Genomic DNA, 15,262 nt, shown 5'->3' with positions numbered 1-15,262 from the left:
TCGCGACGTGACAGCCCATCTCGACGGCGAGATCCGCAACGGCCGCCACCACATGCAGGTCCGCGTCTACTACGAGGACACGGATTTTTCCGGCATCGTCTATCACGCCAACTATCTGCGTTTCATGGAGCGCGGCCGCACCAATCATCTGCGGCTGATGGGCGCTGAGCAGCAGGCGCTGTTCGAGCAGGCGGAGACGGAAGACGCCGGCTTCGCCTTCGTGGTGCGCTCGATGCATCTGGATTTCCTGAAACCCGCGCGCATGGATGACGTGCTCGACGTCGTGACCTGGCCGATCGCGGTGAAGGGCGCCTCGATCATGCTGGCACAGGAGATCCGGCGCAGCGAGGACGTGCTGGTCAAAGCCGAAGTGCGCGTCGCCTTCATCAGCGGTGGCCGCGCCCAGCCGATCCCGAAATCGATCCGCAACCTGATGAAGGCCGATGTGATTTCGAAATGAGCCAATAGGGAAGGGGCCATCGACTTCCAGCCGCGCGAGCGTAGATTTGCGTGTCCCCAACCGATGAGGCCAGCCATGTCGCGTCCGCCGCTTCCGCCCTTCACGAGAGAGACCGCCGCGCAAAAAGCCCGCATGGCCGAGGACGCCTGGAATTCGCGCGATCCGCAGCGCGTCGCGCTCGCCTATACCGAGGACAGCCGCTGGCGCAATCGCTCGGAAGTCTTTCACGGGCGCGAGGCGATCGTGGCGTTTCTCACCCGCAAATGGGCAAAGGAGCTCGACTACCGCCTGATCAAGGATCTCTGGGCTTTCGACGGCAACCGCATCGCTGTGCGCTTCCAGTACGAATGGCACGATGCGAGCGGCCAGTGGTATCGCTCCTACGGCAACGAGCAGTGGGAGTTCGACGAGCACGGATTGATGAATCGGCGCGAGGCGTCGATCAACGACATCGCGATCGCGGAGGGGGATCGTCGCTTCCACTGGCCCGCGCCGGGGCCAAGGCCTGCGGATGTGGCGGGGCTGGGCGACAGTCCGTTCTAGCTTCCAGGAATACCATTGCCCCTCATGGTGAGGAGCCGCGAAGCGGCGTCTCGAACCATGAAGGCCTCCGCCGCTGCATCTCGGTCTCTATCCTCCGCGACGCGCGTAAGTGCGCGCTCCTGAGGATGAGGAGATGGACTTTCGGGTCAGAAACCTCGCGATCGCGCCGCCCAGTTTCGCGCTGTCCAGCGGCTCGGCCAACGAGGCTTTCGCGGTGGCGACGACGTCGTCCGGCGCATGGCCTTCGCGGAGCGCGCAGCAGACTTGCGCGAAGCCCGCGTCGAATTCCGGATGCGGCTGCACCGAGAGCGTCGTGCCGTTGGCGTAGAGCAGGCCGGCGCGCGGTGCGAATTCCGAGTACAGGATCGTCCGCGCGTCCCGCGGTGGCTCGATGACCTGGTCCTGGTGCGAGCAGGCGATGGCGAGCTGCTCGCCGCCGATGACGCCGTTATCAGGCGCCACCTGATAGACGTGCCGGCCGATGCCCCAGCCCTTGTCCGATTTGCGGACCACGCCGCCGAGTGCCTGCGCGATCAGTTGGTGCCCGAAGCAGACCCCGACCATCGGCGTCTCGTTGGCATGGGCGCTGCGCACGAATTCTTCGAGCGGCGCGATCCAGTCGAGCCCGTCGTAGACGCCGGCCGCCGCGCCGGTGATCAGGATCGCCTCCAACTGGTGCGGGTCAGGAAGCGCCTCGCCATCGGGAATGCTGACGACGTCGAACGCAGCAGAAGGATCCTCAGTGCGGATCATGTGTTCGAACATGTCCGGAAAGGAGCCGTGGCGTTCGCGATATTTGCGAGGGACGGCTCCCGTCTCGATGATGGTGATGCGTGCCATGTGTTCCTCGGTTAAGAGATTGTGCGTGCCTGCGCAAGCTCAGTCGCGCCTTGCCTCCTGTTGTGTTCCGCTCTCCAGAAGCCTGCTCTCCTTGCGGACTTCATTGAGGAAGGCCTTCGCCAGGCGCGACAGCGGCTCTGCTTCCGACCACAGCATGTAGGCGACCGCGCGCGTCGACGGCGCGAATGTCCGCACGACCAGGCCGTTGCCGCCGTTCTGCCGCGGCGAAAATGGATCGACCACCGCCGCGCCGACGCCGGCGGCCGCGAGCACGCAGGCCGTGTTGCAGTAGCGCACCTCGACGGTCGGCTGGAATGGCGCGCCTGCACGGGCAAAACTGTCGCGCACGGCTTCGCCCAGCCGGGTGCCGCGTTCGAGCCCGATGAAGGGCAGGCCGACGAGATCGGAGGCGGAGACGACCGGCTGCGCGGCGAGCGGATGCGTTGGCGGTAGGACGCAAACCATCTCCCCGGTATGCACCACCTCATGAGCGATGCCGGGATGGTGGGTGAGACCAAGCGCGAAACCGAGCTCGGCGACATGGCTCAGCACGCCCTCGATGATACCCTCGTAGCGACGAACGTCGAAAAAGACCCGCGTCTCCGGACGGCGGCGCAGGAAGCCGGACAGGGCAGAGGGAATGATGCTGTAGGCGAGCGGCGGCGTCGCCACGAGCGACAGATGCCCCGAGCGGTTCTCCCGCAGATCGCGCACACGGCTTTCGAGCTTGGCATGGAGCGCGAAGATCGCCTCGCTCTCCTTGTAGAGCGCCATCGCTTCTGCGGTCGGGAACAGGCGGTTGTTGACGCGCTCGAACAGCGCAAAGCCCGCCTGCGCCTCCATCGTCTTCAGTGCGTTGCTGACCGCGGGTTGCGAGAGCGCCAGCTCGTCCGCCGCCGCGACCGTGGTGCGGTGGCGAATGACGGCACGCAGGATCTCGAGCTGGCGCAGGTTCATATAAGTCCTGATTATACTCTCGGCCAAAATATCATAGCACAATGAATTGCTTTTCAACTCCCGTTTCCGCGTAATGGCCGCGGATTTGCACGCTGGATCAAAGAGTTCTTTCGCCCAATGAGGCAGCAGCGCGCACAGATTGGAGGCAGTCTTGGTTCGTGTCCTTCGCGCCGCCGCCGCCCAGATGGGGCCGACGCAAAAAGCCGATACGCGCGCGCATACGCTTGACCGGATGCTGAAGCTGCTGGAGGAGGCGGCCGCGCGTGGCGCCAGCCTCGTGGTATTTCCTGAGCTTGCCTTCACCACCTTCTTTCCGCGCTGGCTGCTCGAAGGCGCGGCGCTTGACCACTATTTCGAGCGCGGCATGCCGAACCCGGCCGTCGCAAGGCTGTTCGAACGCGCGCATGCGCTCCGCGTCGGCTTCTATGTCGGTTATGCCGAGCTGACAGCAGACGGCCGCCGCTACAATTGCTCCATCCTGGTCGATCGCGACGGCGAGATTCTCGGCCGCTATCGCAAGGTGCATCTGCCGGGCTCGGTCGAGCCGCGGCCGGGCGCGCGCTATCAGCAGCTCGAGAAGCGCTATTTCGAATATGGCGATCTCGGCTTTCCAGCCTTCCGCGCCGGCTCGGCCTGGGCCCACGCGATCATGGGCATGATGATCTGCAACGACCGGCGCTGGCCGGAATCCTGGCGCGTGCTCGGTCTGCAAGGCGTCGAGCTCGTCTGCATCGGCTACAATTCGGCGGCCTATGATCCCAATGGCGGCACGACGGAAGACGCGAGCCTTCGCACCTTCCACTCGACGCTGGTGACGCAGGCCAACGCCTACATGAACGCGACCTGGGCGATCTCGGTAGCAAAGGCGGGCGAGGAGGACGGCTCCGGATTGATCGGCGGCTCCTGCATCGTCGATCCCAACGGCCGCATCGTCGCTCAGGCCGAGACGCTGACCGATGAGGTGATCGTCGCCGACATCGATCTCGACCTCTGCCGTCAGGGCAAGGACAAGATGTTCAACTTCGCCGCCCACCGGCGGCCGGAGCAATACAGGGTGATCACCGAACGCGCTGGCGTCATCGAGCCGGCCGTTCTCGACGCGGACTAACAATCAGACAGCCGATTGCGGCGTTGGAAGGAGCTGACATGACACGCCTCTCGCACTTCCTGAAGACCGCAGCGTTGGCCGCCGTGACGTCCGCGCAGGCGGCCGAGCTTCCGGCGGAGATCAAGCAGGCAGGCACGTTGAAGCTCACGGTCAACTCGACCTACGCGCCGATGGAATATCGCGATCCCGCGACGGGTGAACTCGTCGGGCTCGACATCGATCTTGCGAACGAGCTCGCCAAGCGGCTCGGCGGCCTCAAGATCGTCTGGAGCGAAACGCCGTTTGCCGAGCTGATCCCCTCGCTCCAGACCAAGCGCGCCGATTTTATCATCAGCGGTATCTCGGATCGCGCCTCGCGGCGCGAGACCGCGGATTTCGTCGACTATCTCACCACGGGCCCGCAGTTCTTCGTCATGGCCGAGAGCGAGGCGAAAGCCGCGACCGATCTCTGCGGCAAGAAGGTCGGCACCACGCGCAGCACCAGCTTCCCGGTCGAGATCGAGAAGTGGAGCAAGCAGAATTGCGAGGCGGCCGGCAAGCCGGGCATCCAGTACGTTCCCGGCGAGAACTCGATCGACGTCCGCAACCAGCTCAAGCAGGGCCGCATCGACGCCGCCGTGCAGGGCAGCGAGACCTTGCCCTATGCGCAATCGCAGGAGGCCAGCAAGTACCGCGTTGTCGGCGAGCCCTTCGCCAAGGGTTTTCAGGGCGTCATGTTCCGCAAGGATGATGCGGCCCTGCGCGAGGTGGTGACGGACAAGCTCGCCGCCATGATCGCCGATGGATCCTACAAGGCTATTCTCGACAAATGGGGATTGGGCGCGAACGCCGTCGAGAAGCCCTTGATGAACGCGGCGCCGCAATGAAGGCCGCGCCCGCACTCGCGGAGGGATTTCCCGACCTGTCCGGGCTGCACGTCGCGCGCGAGCCGCACTGGTTTCGCTGGCTCAGCGCGGCGCTGATCGTTCTGGTGCTGGCTGCCATTGGCCGCGCCTTCGCGGGCGGCCAGATCGAATGGTCCTATGTCAGCCGCTTCCTGACGGCGAAAGTGATCATCGAGGGCATCGTCAATACCATGGTGATGGCCGTGCTCGCGATGGCGCTCGGTATTGTCCTCGGCGTGGTCGTGGCGATCATGCGGCTGTCGCCGAATCCGGTGCTGAAGTCCGTGGCTGCCGGCTACACCTGGCTGTTCCGCGGCACGCCGCTGATCCTGCAACTGCTGTTGTGGTTCAATCTTGCACTGGTGTTTCCGACCATCGGCATTCCCGGCCTGTGGAGCGCCCGCGCGGTCGATGTCATGACGCCGTTCCTTGCGGCACTGCTCGGGCTCGGCATCAACCAGGGCGCCTACACCTCCGAGGTGATGCGCGCCGGCATGTTGTCGGTCGACATCGGGCAATATGAGGCGGCGCAGGCGATCGGCATGGGGCGCTTGCGCGCGCTGCGCCGGATCATCTTACCGCAGGCGATGCGGGTCGTGATTCCGCCGATCGGCAACGAGTTCATCGGCCTCGTCAAGGCGACCTCGCTCGCCAGCGTCATCCAGTATCCGGAGGTGCTGCACAACGCGGAAAACATCTACTACGCCAACTCGCGCGTGATCGAGCTGCTGATCGTCGCCGGGCTCTGGTACCTCCTGGTGGTGTCGATCCTGACGCCGCTCCAGATGCTGCTCGAGCGACGCTTTGCCCGCGGCACATTGCGGTTTGCCCGATGACAAAGCCCCTCGTCGCGATCCGCTCCGTTAGCAAGCATTTTGGAGAGTTCCAGGCTCTCAGAAGCGTCTCGCTCGACGTGTGGCCCGGCGAGGTGATGTGCCTGATCGGCGCGTCCGGCTCGGGCAAGACCACGCTGCTCCGCTGCGTCAACCAGCTCACGACGATCGACAGTGGCGGCATCTGGCTCGATGGCGAGCTGCTCGGCGTGCGCGAGGAGGGCGGGCGGCTCTATCGCCTGACCGAGCGGCAGATCGCGCGGCAACGGCTGAAGACCGGCATGGTGTTCCAGCGCTTCAACCTGTTCCCGCACAAGACCGCGCTGGAGAACATCACCGAAGGCCCGGTGCAGGTGCAGGGCAGGAAATCCGACGAGGTGCGCGGTGAAGCCATCGAGCTCCTCAGGCGTGTCGGCCTTGCGACCAAAGCTGATTCTTATCCCGCGCAGCTCTCGGGCGGCCAGCAGCAGCGTGTCGCGATCGCGCGGGCGCTCGCGATGAAACCAATGCTGATGCTGTTCGACGAGCCGACCAGCGCGCTCGATCCCGAGCTCGTCGGCGAGGTGCTCGCTGTGATGAAGAAGCTCGCGCAAAGCGGCATGACCATGATGGTGGTGACGCATGAGCTCGGCTTCGCCCGCGAGGTCGCCGACCGCGTCGTCTATATGGACCAGGGTGCGATCGTCGAATCCGGGACGGCATCCGACGTGCTCGGCGCGCCGCGCGAGGCGCGTACCAAGGCTTTTCTTTCCGCGGTGATCTGAATGGGGGCGTTTCGATGATGAGAGTGTTGGTTGCGGCGGCATTGGTTTGTGCGACAACGGCATCAGTGATGGCGATCGAGCTGCCGGCCGAGATCGCCAAACGAGGCAGCATCAAGGTCGCGCTGGTGCCGAACTATCCGCCAATGGAGTTCCGAGATCCCGCCACCAACGCGCTGTCCGGCTTCGACATCGATCTCGGCGAGGCGCTCGGTCGCAAGCTCGGCGTCAAGGTCGAATGGCAGGAGACCAGTTTCGCCGAGTTCATGCCGTCGATCTCGACAGGCCGGGTGGACGCGATCCTGTCGGGTTTCACCGATTATGCGAGTCGGCACGAGATCGCGTCCTTCGTCGATTACTTGCGCAGCGGTCCGAAATTCTTCGTGCAGCAATCCCGCGCAGCCGAGTTCAAGGACATGGCCGCGCTGTGCGGCAAGAAGGTTGGCGCCAGCCGCCGCACCATGTTCCCGGCCGAGATCGCGGCGTGGAGCGAGAAGAATTGCGGCGGCAACCAGATCCAGTTCGTCGGCACCGACGGCTCGGCCGATGCGCGCACGCAGCTCAGGCAGGGCCGCATCGACGCCGCCGTGCAGGGCAACGAGACGCTGCCCTATATCATGGACCTGGAGCCCGGCATCTATGCGCCGGTCGGCGACGCCTTCGCGACGCAGTTCACGGGCATCGCGCTGCCGGTCAAGGAAAAGGCGCTTCAGCAGGCGATGGTCGAGGCCATCGATGCGCTGATCGCTGATGGCACCTATCGTGCGCTGCTGGCGAAATGGAAATTGAACGACAACGGAATAGAGAAGGCGACCATCAATGCTGGACAGTAAGGCACTTCAGAGCATCCCGCTCATCCCGGCAAACACCGCGGACCCTGCGCCCCACTATCCCTGGCCAAAACCCTATACGTCGGCGATGTTCCTGTCGTTCGACGTAGACGCCGAGAGCGCATGGACCAGCAAGGATGCGCTTCACGCACAGCGCCTGATCACTATGAGCTATGGCGGCTTTGAGGCGCGCGTCGGCACGCCGAAGCTGCTGGAGCTGCTCGATCAGCTCGATCTCAAGGCGACCTTCTTCGTCACGGGATGGTCGGTCGATGCGCATCCGGCGATGGCCGAATCCATTCTCAAGGCCGGCCACGAGATCGGCCATCACGGCTATCATCACCTTTTGCCCGATCCCGGCGATCCCTGGATCGAGGAGGAGCTCGAGCGCGGTTTTGACGCACTGAAGCGCCGGCTCGGCGTCAGGCCGATCGGCTACCGCGCGCCCTATGGCGAGTTCACCGAGGAGCTGCGCGCAGCGCTCGTGCGCCACGGCATCGTCTATACGTCCTCGTTCCGCGACGATGTGCGGCCCTATCGTCACCGTCTGTCCGACGGTAAACCGGGCACGATCGAGCTGCCGGTGACCGCGAGCTATGATGACTGGATGCATGGCCTTTCCGCCCGCTTCAGCCCGCGGCCGATCTTCCCCAAGGAGCACGTGCTCTCGATCTGGAAGGACGAGCTCGACGAGATCCGCGACTGGGGCGCGATGGTCACCACCGTGCTGCATCCGCAATGCAGCGGACGTCCCATGCGACTTCGTCTGTTGCGCGAATTTTTGACCTACGCAAAATCCTGTCCGGACCTCTGGATCACGACCGGCGAGGCCATCGCCGCCAACTTCCAGCGCCATGAGGCTGCCAAGCGTTGAGCCAAGCATGACCCGCCGTCGCATCCTCACGATCAACCCGAACTCGTCCGCGGCGGTCACGGCGGCGATCGACGAAGCCGTCGCGCCACTGCGGATTCCCGGCGGGCCCGAGATCGTGGTGGTGGGCTTGCCCGAAGGCCCGCCCAGCATCACCTCGCAGCGCGACGCCGACAGTGTCGTGATGCCGCTCGTCAATCGCGTCGCGCGCGAGGATGCCGATGCCTTCGTGCTTGCCTGCTTCAGCGATCCCGGCCTGCACGCGGTGCGCGAGGCGGCCGGCGGCCGCCCGGTGATGGGCATTGCCGAATGGGGCATCTTGCACGCGCTGACGCTCGGCGAGCGCTTTGGCATCATCGCGCTATCGCCGCAAAGCATTCGCCGCCAGCAGCGCATGGTGCGGCAGATGGGGGTGGACGGTCGCTATGCCGGAAGCTGGTCGGTCGGCGCGAGCGCGGCGGAAACGGCGAGCGCCGATATCCGTGGACGCCTGATCGAGGCGGGCCGCGCGCTTGTCATGCAAGTCCACGCCGATGTCGTCGTGATGGGTTGCGCAGGCATGGCCTCGCATCGCGCCGCGATCGAGGACGCGATCGGCGTTCCCGTGGTCGAGCCGGCGCAGCAGGCGGTCGCTGCGGCGATCGGCGCGGTGTTGTTGCAAGCATGAAGGGCGAACGATGCATTTTGATCTCCTGATCCGGAACGGCACCTGCGTCACGCCCTGGGGCGAGGACGCAGCCCACGTCGGCATCTCCGGCGGGCGCATTGCGACGCTATCCGCGACTCCGGCCGACACGGCCGATCAGGCCATCGACGCCAGCGGCCTTCACGTCCTGCCGGGCCTGATCGACAGCCACGTCCATCTGCGCGATCCTGGTGACGCGACGGTGGAGACACTCGGCACCGGCACGCGTGCCGCCGTGCTCGGCGGCATCGCCACGCTGTTCGACATGCCCAACACCAATCCGCCGATCGTCGATCAGGAGCGGCTCGACTGGAAACGCGGTTACGCGGAAGCGCAGAGCTTTTGCGACATCGGTCTCTACATCGCCGGCGCCAAAACCAATATCGGCGAGCTCGCGCATCTCGAAAGCGAGACCGGCGTATGCGCCATCAAGGTGTTCGCCGGCTCGTCCACGGCGTCGCTGCTGGTCGAGGACGACGAGCATCTGGAAAAGTTGATGCGAGCAGGGCGTCGCCGCATCGCCTATCACAGCGAGGACGAATATCGCCTCCAGGCGCGCAAGCCGATGTTTTCGCGCGGCATGCCGCATCGCTCGCACATGGAGTGGCGCGACGAGGAATGCGCCTTCCTCGGTACCCGCCGCCTGATGGCGCTGGCGCGCAAGACCGGTCGTCCGGCGCACATCCTCCATGTCTCCACGGCGGAGGAGCTGAACTATTTGCGCGACTATCGCGATGTCGCGACCGTGGAGGTGCTGGTCAACCATCTGACGCAGGTGGCGCCGGAATGCTACGATGCGCTGAAGGGATTTGGCGTGATGAACCCGCCGATCCGCGGCGAGCGGCATCGAGAGGCGAGTTGGGCCGCCGTGCGCGACGGCATCGCCGACACCATCGGCAGCGATCACGCGCCGCATTCGCGCGCCGCCAAGGAACTGCCCTGGCCGGATTGCCCGGCGGGACTGACCGGTGTGCAGACACTCGTTCCAGTCATGCTCGATCACGTCAATGCCGGCCGGCTCTCGCTGTCGCGGATGGTCGATCTGATGGCCGCCGGGCCTGCGCGGGTCTACGGCCTCGTCGGGAAGGGACGGCTGGCTGCAGGTTACGACGCCGATTTCACGCTGGTCGACATGAAGGCGAAGCGCACCATCGAGGATTCCTGGATCGTCTCTCCCTGTGGCTGGACACCGTTCGCGGGCAAGAAGATCACGGGCTGGCCCGTTGCCACCATCGTGCGCGGCCACGCCGTCATGCGCGACGATGAGGTGCAGGGCGCGCCGATCGGCCGTCTCGCGCGTCTTGCGTCATAGGAGTCTTGTTCGATGCCGATCTCTCGCCGCTCCCTGCTCAAGGCCGCAGCCGCAGCACCGGCACTGTCGCTGCCGGGGATCTTGCGCGCCGAGGAGCAGACCACGCTGCGCTTCATCCCGGTGATCGATCTCGCCTTCGTCGACCCGATCTATTCGACCGCGCAGGTGTCGCGCAACCACGGCTTCATGGTCTACGACACGCTCTACGGCATGAGCGCCTCGCTCCAGGTCTCGCCGCAGATGCTGTCGGGTCATGTCATCTCCAATGACGGGCTCCAGTGGGACCTGACTTTGCGCGACGGCCTGCTCTGGCACGATGGCGAGCGCGTGCTGGCGCGCGATTGCGTCGCGAGCATCCGCCGGTGGGCGGCGCGTGACGGCTTTGGCGGCGAGCTGATGGAGGCGACCGAGGAGCTGTCGGCTGCCGACGACCGTACCATCTGCTTCCGTCTCAAGCATCCGTTTCCGCTATTGCCGCAAGCGCTCGGCAAGGCCGCGATCAACGCCTGCTTCATGATGCCGGAGCGTCTGGCGAGCCAGGATCCGTTCAAGCCGTTGACGGAGGTGATCGGCAGTGGGCCGTTCCGCTATCTCGCCGACGAGCGCGTACAGGGCGCGCGCAACGCCTATGCCCGGTTCGACCGCTACCAGCCGCGCAGCGACGGCAAGCCGGATTGGACCGCCGGCCCCAAGATCGTGCACTACGACCGCGTGGTCTGGACCACGACGCCGGACGCCGGCACCGGCGTCGCGGCGCTCCAGACCGGCGAGCAGGATTGGCAGGAAACGACGCCGCACGATCTGTTGCCGGTGATCAAGGCGGCGGGCGACATCGAAACGCGCGTGCTTGATCCGCGTGGCTACACCTGCATGCTGCGGCTCAATCATCTCCAGCCGCCGTTCGACAATCCCGCGGTTCGCCGCGCATTGCTGGGCGCGATCGACCAGTCGTCGTTCATGACGGCGGTTGCGGGTATCGATCCGGCCTATCAGGTGTCGCCGATCGGCTTCTTTGCTCCTGGCACGCCGATGGCGAGCGAGGTCGGGCTCGACGTCTTCCGCGGTCCGCGCGACTACGCCAAGGTCAAGGCGGAGCTGAAGGCCGCCGGCTACAATGGCGAGAAGATCGTGCTGCTTGTGCCAACCAATTCGCTCGCGCAGCGTCCCCTCGGTGAGATCGCCGCCGACACGTTGCGCAAGGCTGGCATGAACGTCGAATACGCTGCGCTCGATTTCGCAGTCGTGCTGCAACGGCAGTTGAAGAAGGAGCCGCTTCCGCAGGGCGGCTGGAGTGCTGCGGTTGGCAACTGGCAAGGCATCGACTGGCTCAATCCGGCGGGGAATACCAATTTGCGCGGCGAAGGCAAGGTCGCCGGCTGGTACAAGAGCGAGAAGATGGGCGCTCTTCGCAGCGCGTGGCTTGCTGCCTCTGAGCTCGCCGAGCAGCAGCGCATCTGCCGCCAGATCCAGGCGCTGGCCTTCGAGGAAATCCCTTATTTGCCGATCGGCCTGTACAAGCAGCCGACCGCCTACCGCAAGAACATCACCGGCATTCTCGACGGCACCGCCGTCTTCTGGAACGTACGCCCCGCATGAGCACGATCGCGATCTTCGGCAGCTATGTCTTGGCACGCAAGGACGGCGCGCAGGATGTCTTGCGCGATCATTGGGTCCTGGTCGAGGGCAAGAGGATCGCCACGGTGACGCGCGACAAGCCGAGCGCCGATCAGGTCTATGACCGTCCTGGCCGTTTCATCCTGCCGGGCCTGTTGAACCTGCATAATCACTGCTTCAGTGAAGCGGTGGCGCGCAGCCACACCGAGGACGGCAACGGCCGTCGCAACAATCAGAGCATCGTCTACACCGTGCTCCTGCCGCTAACCAAGCGCGGCGCCGACCTGTTGTCGCCGGAAGAGCGTCTGGCCGTCGCGCGGCTCGGCATTCTCCAGCTCCTGAAGGGCGGCGCCACCACCGTGATGGAGCCGTTCCGCAACTCCATTCCGGAGATGTTCGATGCCGCCGAGGAGATGGGCATCCGGTTCTACGGCGCACCCTACCTGTTTTCGACATCGGACGCCAAGGCCGGTCCCGACGGTGTGGTCCGTTATGCCGGCGACGACGGGGCGGCTGATATGGCGACCTGGGACGCGCTCTATCAGCGCTGGAACGGCCGTGGCGAGGGGCGCATTGGCCTTGCGATGAGCCCGCACGCGACCGACACCTGCGGGCCCGATCTGCTGAAAGCCTGTGCTGCAAGGGCGCGCGAGCTTGGTGTTCCCATCACGACCCACCTGGCCCAGAGCCGCGCCGAGGTCGAGACCATCGGCAAGCGCTATGGCGGGCGCACGCCGGCGGAATATCTGGACTGGTTGGGGCTGCTCGCGCCCGATCTTTTGGCCGCGCACTGCATCACCAGCACCGATGACGACCTCAAGCTGATGGCCGCGCGCGGCGCGACCGTGCTGAACTGCCCACGCGTGTTCGCGCGCGCCGGCGTGACTGCGGCATTCAGCCGCTTCGCCAGCCATGGCGTCCGCACCGTGGTCGGCACCGACGGCTATAACATGGACCTGCTTGGCGAACTCAACGCCGCCTCGCTCATCTCCAAGACGTCGTCGCAACGCGCCGATGTCGCGAATTCTCCCGAGCTGATCGAGTCGATCACGGCAACCGCTGCCGACATCATCAAGCGGCCCGATCTCGGCCGGATTGCGCCGGACGCGACCGCCGATCTCACCGTCGTCGATCTCACCCACCCGCATTTGCAGCCGCTCTTCGATGTCAGGCGTGCATTGGTCGCGCTCGCCAACCGCGCCAATATCGACCAGGTCGTGGTCGACGGTCGCGTGCTCATCGATGCTGGCCGCTACGTTCATGGCAATGAGGCCGCGATCACCGCGCAAGGCGCAGCCGCGATCGGGAAGATCTGGGATCTGCCGGAGGCGCAGGCGGCATTCAACGGCTGAGCCGCGCGCATCCTTGGCTATCGCATAGGTGTCCGGCAAAATCGCAGAGCGCATTGCCATCGGTCGAGTCGATGGCATACAAATTGCTCAACACTTGAGCCTGTCGATCAGCACGGAGACATCTGGAATGCGTGAGGGAGCCGAAGTGCGGCTTGCCGTCGATATCGGAGGAACGTTCACCGATATCGTGCTGGATGTGGGACAGGATCGCAGGACGCGCAAGGTGCTGACGACGCCGACGCGTCCCGAGCAGGCGGTGCTCGACGGCATCCGTCTCATTCTCACCGACGCGCATGCGCATATCAGCGATATCGACGTGTTCATTCACGGCACGACGCTGGCGACCAACGCCATCATCGAGCGCCGCGGCGCCAAGACAGCGCTGATCGCCACCGAAGGCTTTCGCGACGTGCTCGATATCGGCACCGAGAGCCGCTATGATCAATACGATCTGACCATCGACAAGCCGAAACCGCTGGCGCCGCGTTCGCTGCGCTTCACCGTTCCCGAGCGCGTCGATGCGCATGGCGCGGTGCGGCTGCCGCTGGATGAGGCTGCGGTGCGTGCGCTGGGGCCGAAATTGCGTGCGCTGAAGGTCGAGAGCGTCGCGATCGCCTTCCTGCACTCCTACGCCAATCCCGAGCATGAGCGGCGCACGGCCGCGATTCTCGAGCAGGAAATGCCCGGCATCTCCGTGACGATGTCTTCGGCGGTCTGCCCCGAGATCCGCGAGTATGAGCGCACCTCGACCGCGGTCGCCAATGCCTATGTGCAGCCTTTGATCGACGGCTACCTCGCGCGCATGGCCGAGGCGCTGGCGGTCGAGCAGTTTCGCGGCGCGATCTATCTCGTGACCTCCGGCGGCGGCGTCACCTCGATCGAGACGGCGCGGCGCTTTCCGGTGCGTCTCGTCGAATCCGGTCCTGCCGGCGGCGCGATCTTCGCAGCGCAGATCGCGGCACGACTTGGCGAGAGCAAGGTGCTCTCCTTCGACATGGGTGGCACCACGGCAAAAATCTGCCTGATCGAGAAGTATCAGCCGGAGACCTCGCGGGTGTTCGAGGTCGATCGCGCCGCGCGCTTTTTGAAAGGTTCGGGCCTGCCAGTGCGCATTCCCGTGATCGAGATGGTCGAGATTGGCGCCGGCGGCGGCTCGATCGCGCGGATCGATGCCATGAAGCGCGTCACCGTCGGTCCCGAGAGCGCATCATCTGAGCCGGGCCCGGCCTGCTATGGCCGCGGCGGCACGCGTCCCGCGGTGACCGATGCGGACGTCGCGCTCGGCATGATCGATCCCGACGCCTTTGCCGGCGGCACGATCAAGCTCGATCCCGAGCTATCGAAACAGGCGTTGCTGCACGATGTCGGCGAGGCCTTGGGCCTGTCAGCGGAGAATGCCGCCTACGCAGTGCACGAGGTCGTCTGCGAGAACATGGCGAGCGCGGCGCGCGTGCATGCGGTCGAGCGTGGCGCCGTGGCCGGCCAGCATACGCTGATCGCCTTCGGCGGCGCCGCGCCGCTGCATGCGGCGCGCGTTGCCGAGAAGATCGGTGTCTCCCGGGTGATCGTGCCGTCCAACGCCGGCGTCGGCTCGGCCGTCGGATTTCTGGCCGCACCCATTGCCTATGAGCTGGTGCGCAGCCGACATGTCCGGCTCGACGATTTCGATACCGCGGCGGTCTCGAGCCTCCTGCAGGAGATGGCGACCGAGGCGCGGGCGCTGGTCGAGCCCGGCGCTGCCGGCGCGCCGGTGCGCGAGCGCCGCGCCGCCTTCATGCGCTATGTCGGCCAGGGCCACGAGATCACGGTCGAACTGCCGAACCGGCCGTTGACCGCGGCCGATCTCGCCGGCTTGCGAAAAACCTTCGAGGCGGATTATGCCGCGATGTTCGAGCGCCCGATCCCGGGCGCTGCGATCGAGGTGCTGAGCTGGTCGGTGCTTGCGACCACCGAGCCGCGCAATCCACCAGTCGTCGATGGCGTCGCGCGCAAGCCGGCCGGCAAAGCATCCGGGAGCCGCAAATTCTACGACGGAAGGGCGGGGCGCCTGGTCGAAATTCCCTTGTACCGCCGCGAGGACATGGAGCTAGGGGCGACCATCGCCGGCCCTGCCGTGATCGCGGAAGACGAGACCTCGACATTCGTCTCGACGAGCTTTGACGCCCACATCGACGGTGTCGGCAGCATCGTCATGGAACGAAAGGCGGCGTGA

The 15,262-nt window shown here is 65.4% G+C and carries 15 protein-coding genes; 13 read left to right on the top strand and 2 right to left on the bottom strand.

Features of this window, described 5'->3' with window-relative positions:
- Positions 1 to 52 precede the first annotated feature (52 nt).
- Both ybgC and SO140_RS07520 read left to right on the top strand, forming a co-directional pair.
- Entirely contained in the window at positions 53 to 460 is a 408-nt protein-coding gene (gene ybgC, locus SO140_RS07525; protein WP_449377020.1) for a tol-pal system-associated acyl-CoA thioesterase, read from the top strand.
- A 75-nt stretch (positions 461 to 535) separates the two neighbouring features.
- Positions 536 to 1,003, top strand: coding sequence for a nuclear transport factor 2 family protein (locus SO140_RS07520; RefSeq protein WP_449376940.1), 468 nt, complete (start codon positions 536 to 538; stop codon positions 1,001 to 1,003).
- Positions 1,004 to 1,090: 87 nt separating this feature from the next.
- Here SO140_RS07520 and SO140_RS07515 read toward each other — a convergent pair whose 3' ends face one another.
- Together SO140_RS07515 and SO140_RS07510 are read right to left on the bottom strand one after the other, a co-directional pair.
- Positions 1,091 to 1,843: a type 1 glutamine amidotransferase gene (locus tag SO140_RS07515; protein ID WP_449376939.1), complete on the bottom strand. Its 753-nt coding sequence runs from the start codon at positions 1,841 to 1,843 to the stop codon at positions 1,091 to 1,093.
- A gap of 39 nt (positions 1,844 to 1,882) precedes the next feature.
- Positions 1,883 to 2,800: a LysR family transcriptional regulator gene (locus SO140_RS07510; RefSeq protein ID WP_474799063.1), complete on the bottom strand. Its 918-nt coding sequence runs from the start codon at positions 2,798 to 2,800 to the stop codon at positions 1,883 to 1,885.
- A gap of 151 nt (positions 2,801 to 2,951) precedes the next feature.
- Here SO140_RS07510 and SO140_RS07505 point away from each other — a divergent pair, with 151 nt between their 5' ends.
- The 11 genes from SO140_RS07505 to SO140_RS07455 all read left to right on the top strand — a co-directional run bounded on the left by SO140_RS07505 (position 2,952) and on the right by SO140_RS07455 (position 15,262).
- Positions 2,952 to 3,908 (top strand): N-carbamoyl-D-amino-acid hydrolase, encoded by a 957-nt coding sequence (locus SO140_RS07505; RefSeq protein WP_449376937.1) that lies wholly within the window; start codon positions 2,952 to 2,954, stop codon positions 3,906 to 3,908.
- Positions 3,909 to 3,946: 38 nt separating this feature from the next.
- On the top strand, positions 3,947 to 4,774 hold the full coding sequence (locus tag SO140_RS07500) for an ABC transporter substrate-binding protein (RefSeq protein WP_449376936.1): 828 nt from the start codon (positions 3,947 to 3,949) through the stop codon (positions 4,772 to 4,774).
- Positions 4,771 to 5,628, top strand: coding sequence for an amino acid ABC transporter permease (locus tag SO140_RS07495; RefSeq protein ID WP_449376935.1), 858 nt, complete (start codon positions 4,771 to 4,773; stop codon positions 5,626 to 5,628). Before SO140_RS07500 ends, SO140_RS07495 begins: the two co-directional genes overlap by 4 nt.
- Positions 5,625 to 6,389 carry an amino acid ABC transporter ATP-binding protein gene (locus tag SO140_RS07490; protein ID WP_449376934.1) on the top strand — a complete coding sequence of 255 codons (765 nt, stop codon included), beginning with the start codon at positions 5,625 to 5,627 and terminating at the stop codon, positions 6,387 to 6,389. The genes SO140_RS07495 and SO140_RS07490 overlap by 4 nt, the downstream gene beginning before the upstream one ends.
- Positions 6,390 to 6,403: 14 nt before the next feature.
- A complete protein-coding gene (locus tag SO140_RS07485) occupies positions 6,404 to 7,219 on the top strand; it encodes an ABC transporter substrate-binding protein (protein WP_449376933.1) in 816 nt (271 codons plus the stop codon).
- Positions 7,206 to 8,090, top strand: a complete 885-nt coding sequence (locus tag SO140_RS07480; protein WP_449376932.1) for a polysaccharide deacetylase family protein — start codon at positions 7,206 to 7,208, stop codon at positions 8,088 to 8,090. The genes SO140_RS07485 and SO140_RS07480 overlap by 14 nt, the downstream gene beginning before the upstream one ends.
- A gap of 7 nt (positions 8,091 to 8,097) precedes the next feature.
- On the top strand, positions 8,098 to 8,754 hold the full coding sequence (locus SO140_RS07475) for an aspartate/glutamate racemase family protein (RefSeq protein WP_449376931.1): 657 nt from the start codon (positions 8,098 to 8,100) through the stop codon (positions 8,752 to 8,754).
- A 10-nt stretch (positions 8,755 to 8,764) separates the two neighbouring features.
- Positions 8,765 to 10,084: a dihydroorotase gene (locus tag SO140_RS07470; protein ID WP_498542397.1), complete on the top strand. Its 1,320-nt coding sequence runs from the start codon at positions 8,765 to 8,767 to the stop codon at positions 10,082 to 10,084.
- A 12-nt stretch (positions 10,085 to 10,096) separates the two neighbouring features.
- On the top strand, positions 10,097 to 11,680 hold the full coding sequence (locus SO140_RS07465) for an ABC transporter substrate-binding protein (protein WP_449376929.1): 1,584 nt from the start codon (positions 10,097 to 10,099) through the stop codon (positions 11,678 to 11,680).
- Complete coding sequence (locus SO140_RS07460; RefSeq protein WP_449376928.1) at positions 11,677 to 13,050, top strand: amidohydrolase family protein; 1,374 nt, start codon at positions 11,677 to 11,679, stop codon at positions 13,048 to 13,050. Before SO140_RS07465 ends, SO140_RS07460 begins: the two co-directional genes overlap by 4 nt.
- Before the next feature lie 127 nt (positions 13,051 to 13,177).
- Entirely contained in the window at positions 13,178 to 15,262 is a 2,085-nt protein-coding gene (locus SO140_RS07455; protein WP_449376927.1) for a hydantoinase/oxoprolinase family protein, read from the top strand.

Source organism: Bradyrhizobium sp. UFLA05-108 (assembly GCF_059803455.1).
The sequence above is the reverse complement of the archived record's forward strand: the minus strand, read 5'-3'. Positions and strand labels throughout refer to the sequence as shown.

Bases quoted from the DNA above. Each gene is read 5' to 3' on its own strand.
- SO140_RS07470 (WP_498542397.1), top strand. From the start codon at position 8,765: ATGCATTTTGATCTCCTGATCCGGAACGGCACCTGCGTCACGCCCTGG.
- SO140_RS07460 (WP_449376928.1), top strand. From the start codon at position 11,677: ATGAGCACGATCGCGATCTTCGGCAGCTATGTCTTGGCACGCAAGGAC.
- SO140_RS07480 (WP_449376932.1), top strand. From the start codon at position 7,206: ATGCTGGACAGTAAGGCACTTCAGAGCATCCCGCTCATCCCGGCAAAC.
- SO140_RS07485 (WP_449376933.1), top strand. From the start codon at position 6,404: ATGATGAGAGTGTTGGTTGCGGCGGCATTGGTTTGTGCGACAACGGCA.
- SO140_RS07490 (WP_449376934.1), top strand. From the start codon at position 5,625: ATGACAAAGCCCCTCGTCGCGATCCGCTCCGTTAGCAAGCATTTTGGA.
- SO140_RS07495 (WP_449376935.1), top strand. From the start codon at position 4,771: ATGAAGGCCGCGCCCGCACTCGCGGAGGGATTTCCCGACCTGTCCGGG.
- SO140_RS07500 (WP_449376936.1), top strand. From the start codon at position 3,947: ATGACACGCCTCTCGCACTTCCTGAAGACCGCAGCGTTGGCCGCCGTG.
- SO140_RS07515 (WP_449376939.1), bottom strand. From the start codon at position 1,843: ATGGCACGCATCACCATCATCGAGACGGGAGCCGTCCCTCGCAAATAT.
- SO140_RS07475 (WP_449376931.1), top strand. From the start codon at position 8,098: ATGACCCGCCGTCGCATCCTCACGATCAACCCGAACTCGTCCGCGGCG.
- ybgC (WP_449377020.1), top strand. From the start codon at position 53: ATGCAGGTCCGCGTCTACTACGAGGACACGGATTTTTCCGGCATCGTC.
- SO140_RS07465 (WP_449376929.1), top strand. From the start codon at position 10,097: ATGCCGATCTCTCGCCGCTCCCTGCTCAAGGCCGCAGCCGCAGCACCG.
- SO140_RS07510 (WP_474799063.1), bottom strand. From the start codon at position 2,800: ATGAACCTGCGCCAGCTCGAGATCCTGCGTGCCGTCATTCGCCACCGC.
- SO140_RS07520 (WP_449376940.1), top strand. From the start codon at position 536: ATGTCGCGTCCGCCGCTTCCGCCCTTCACGAGAGAGACCGCCGCGCAA.
- SO140_RS07455 (WP_449376927.1), top strand. From the start codon at position 13,178: ATGCGTGAGGGAGCCGAAGTGCGGCTTGCCGTCGATATCGGAGGAACG.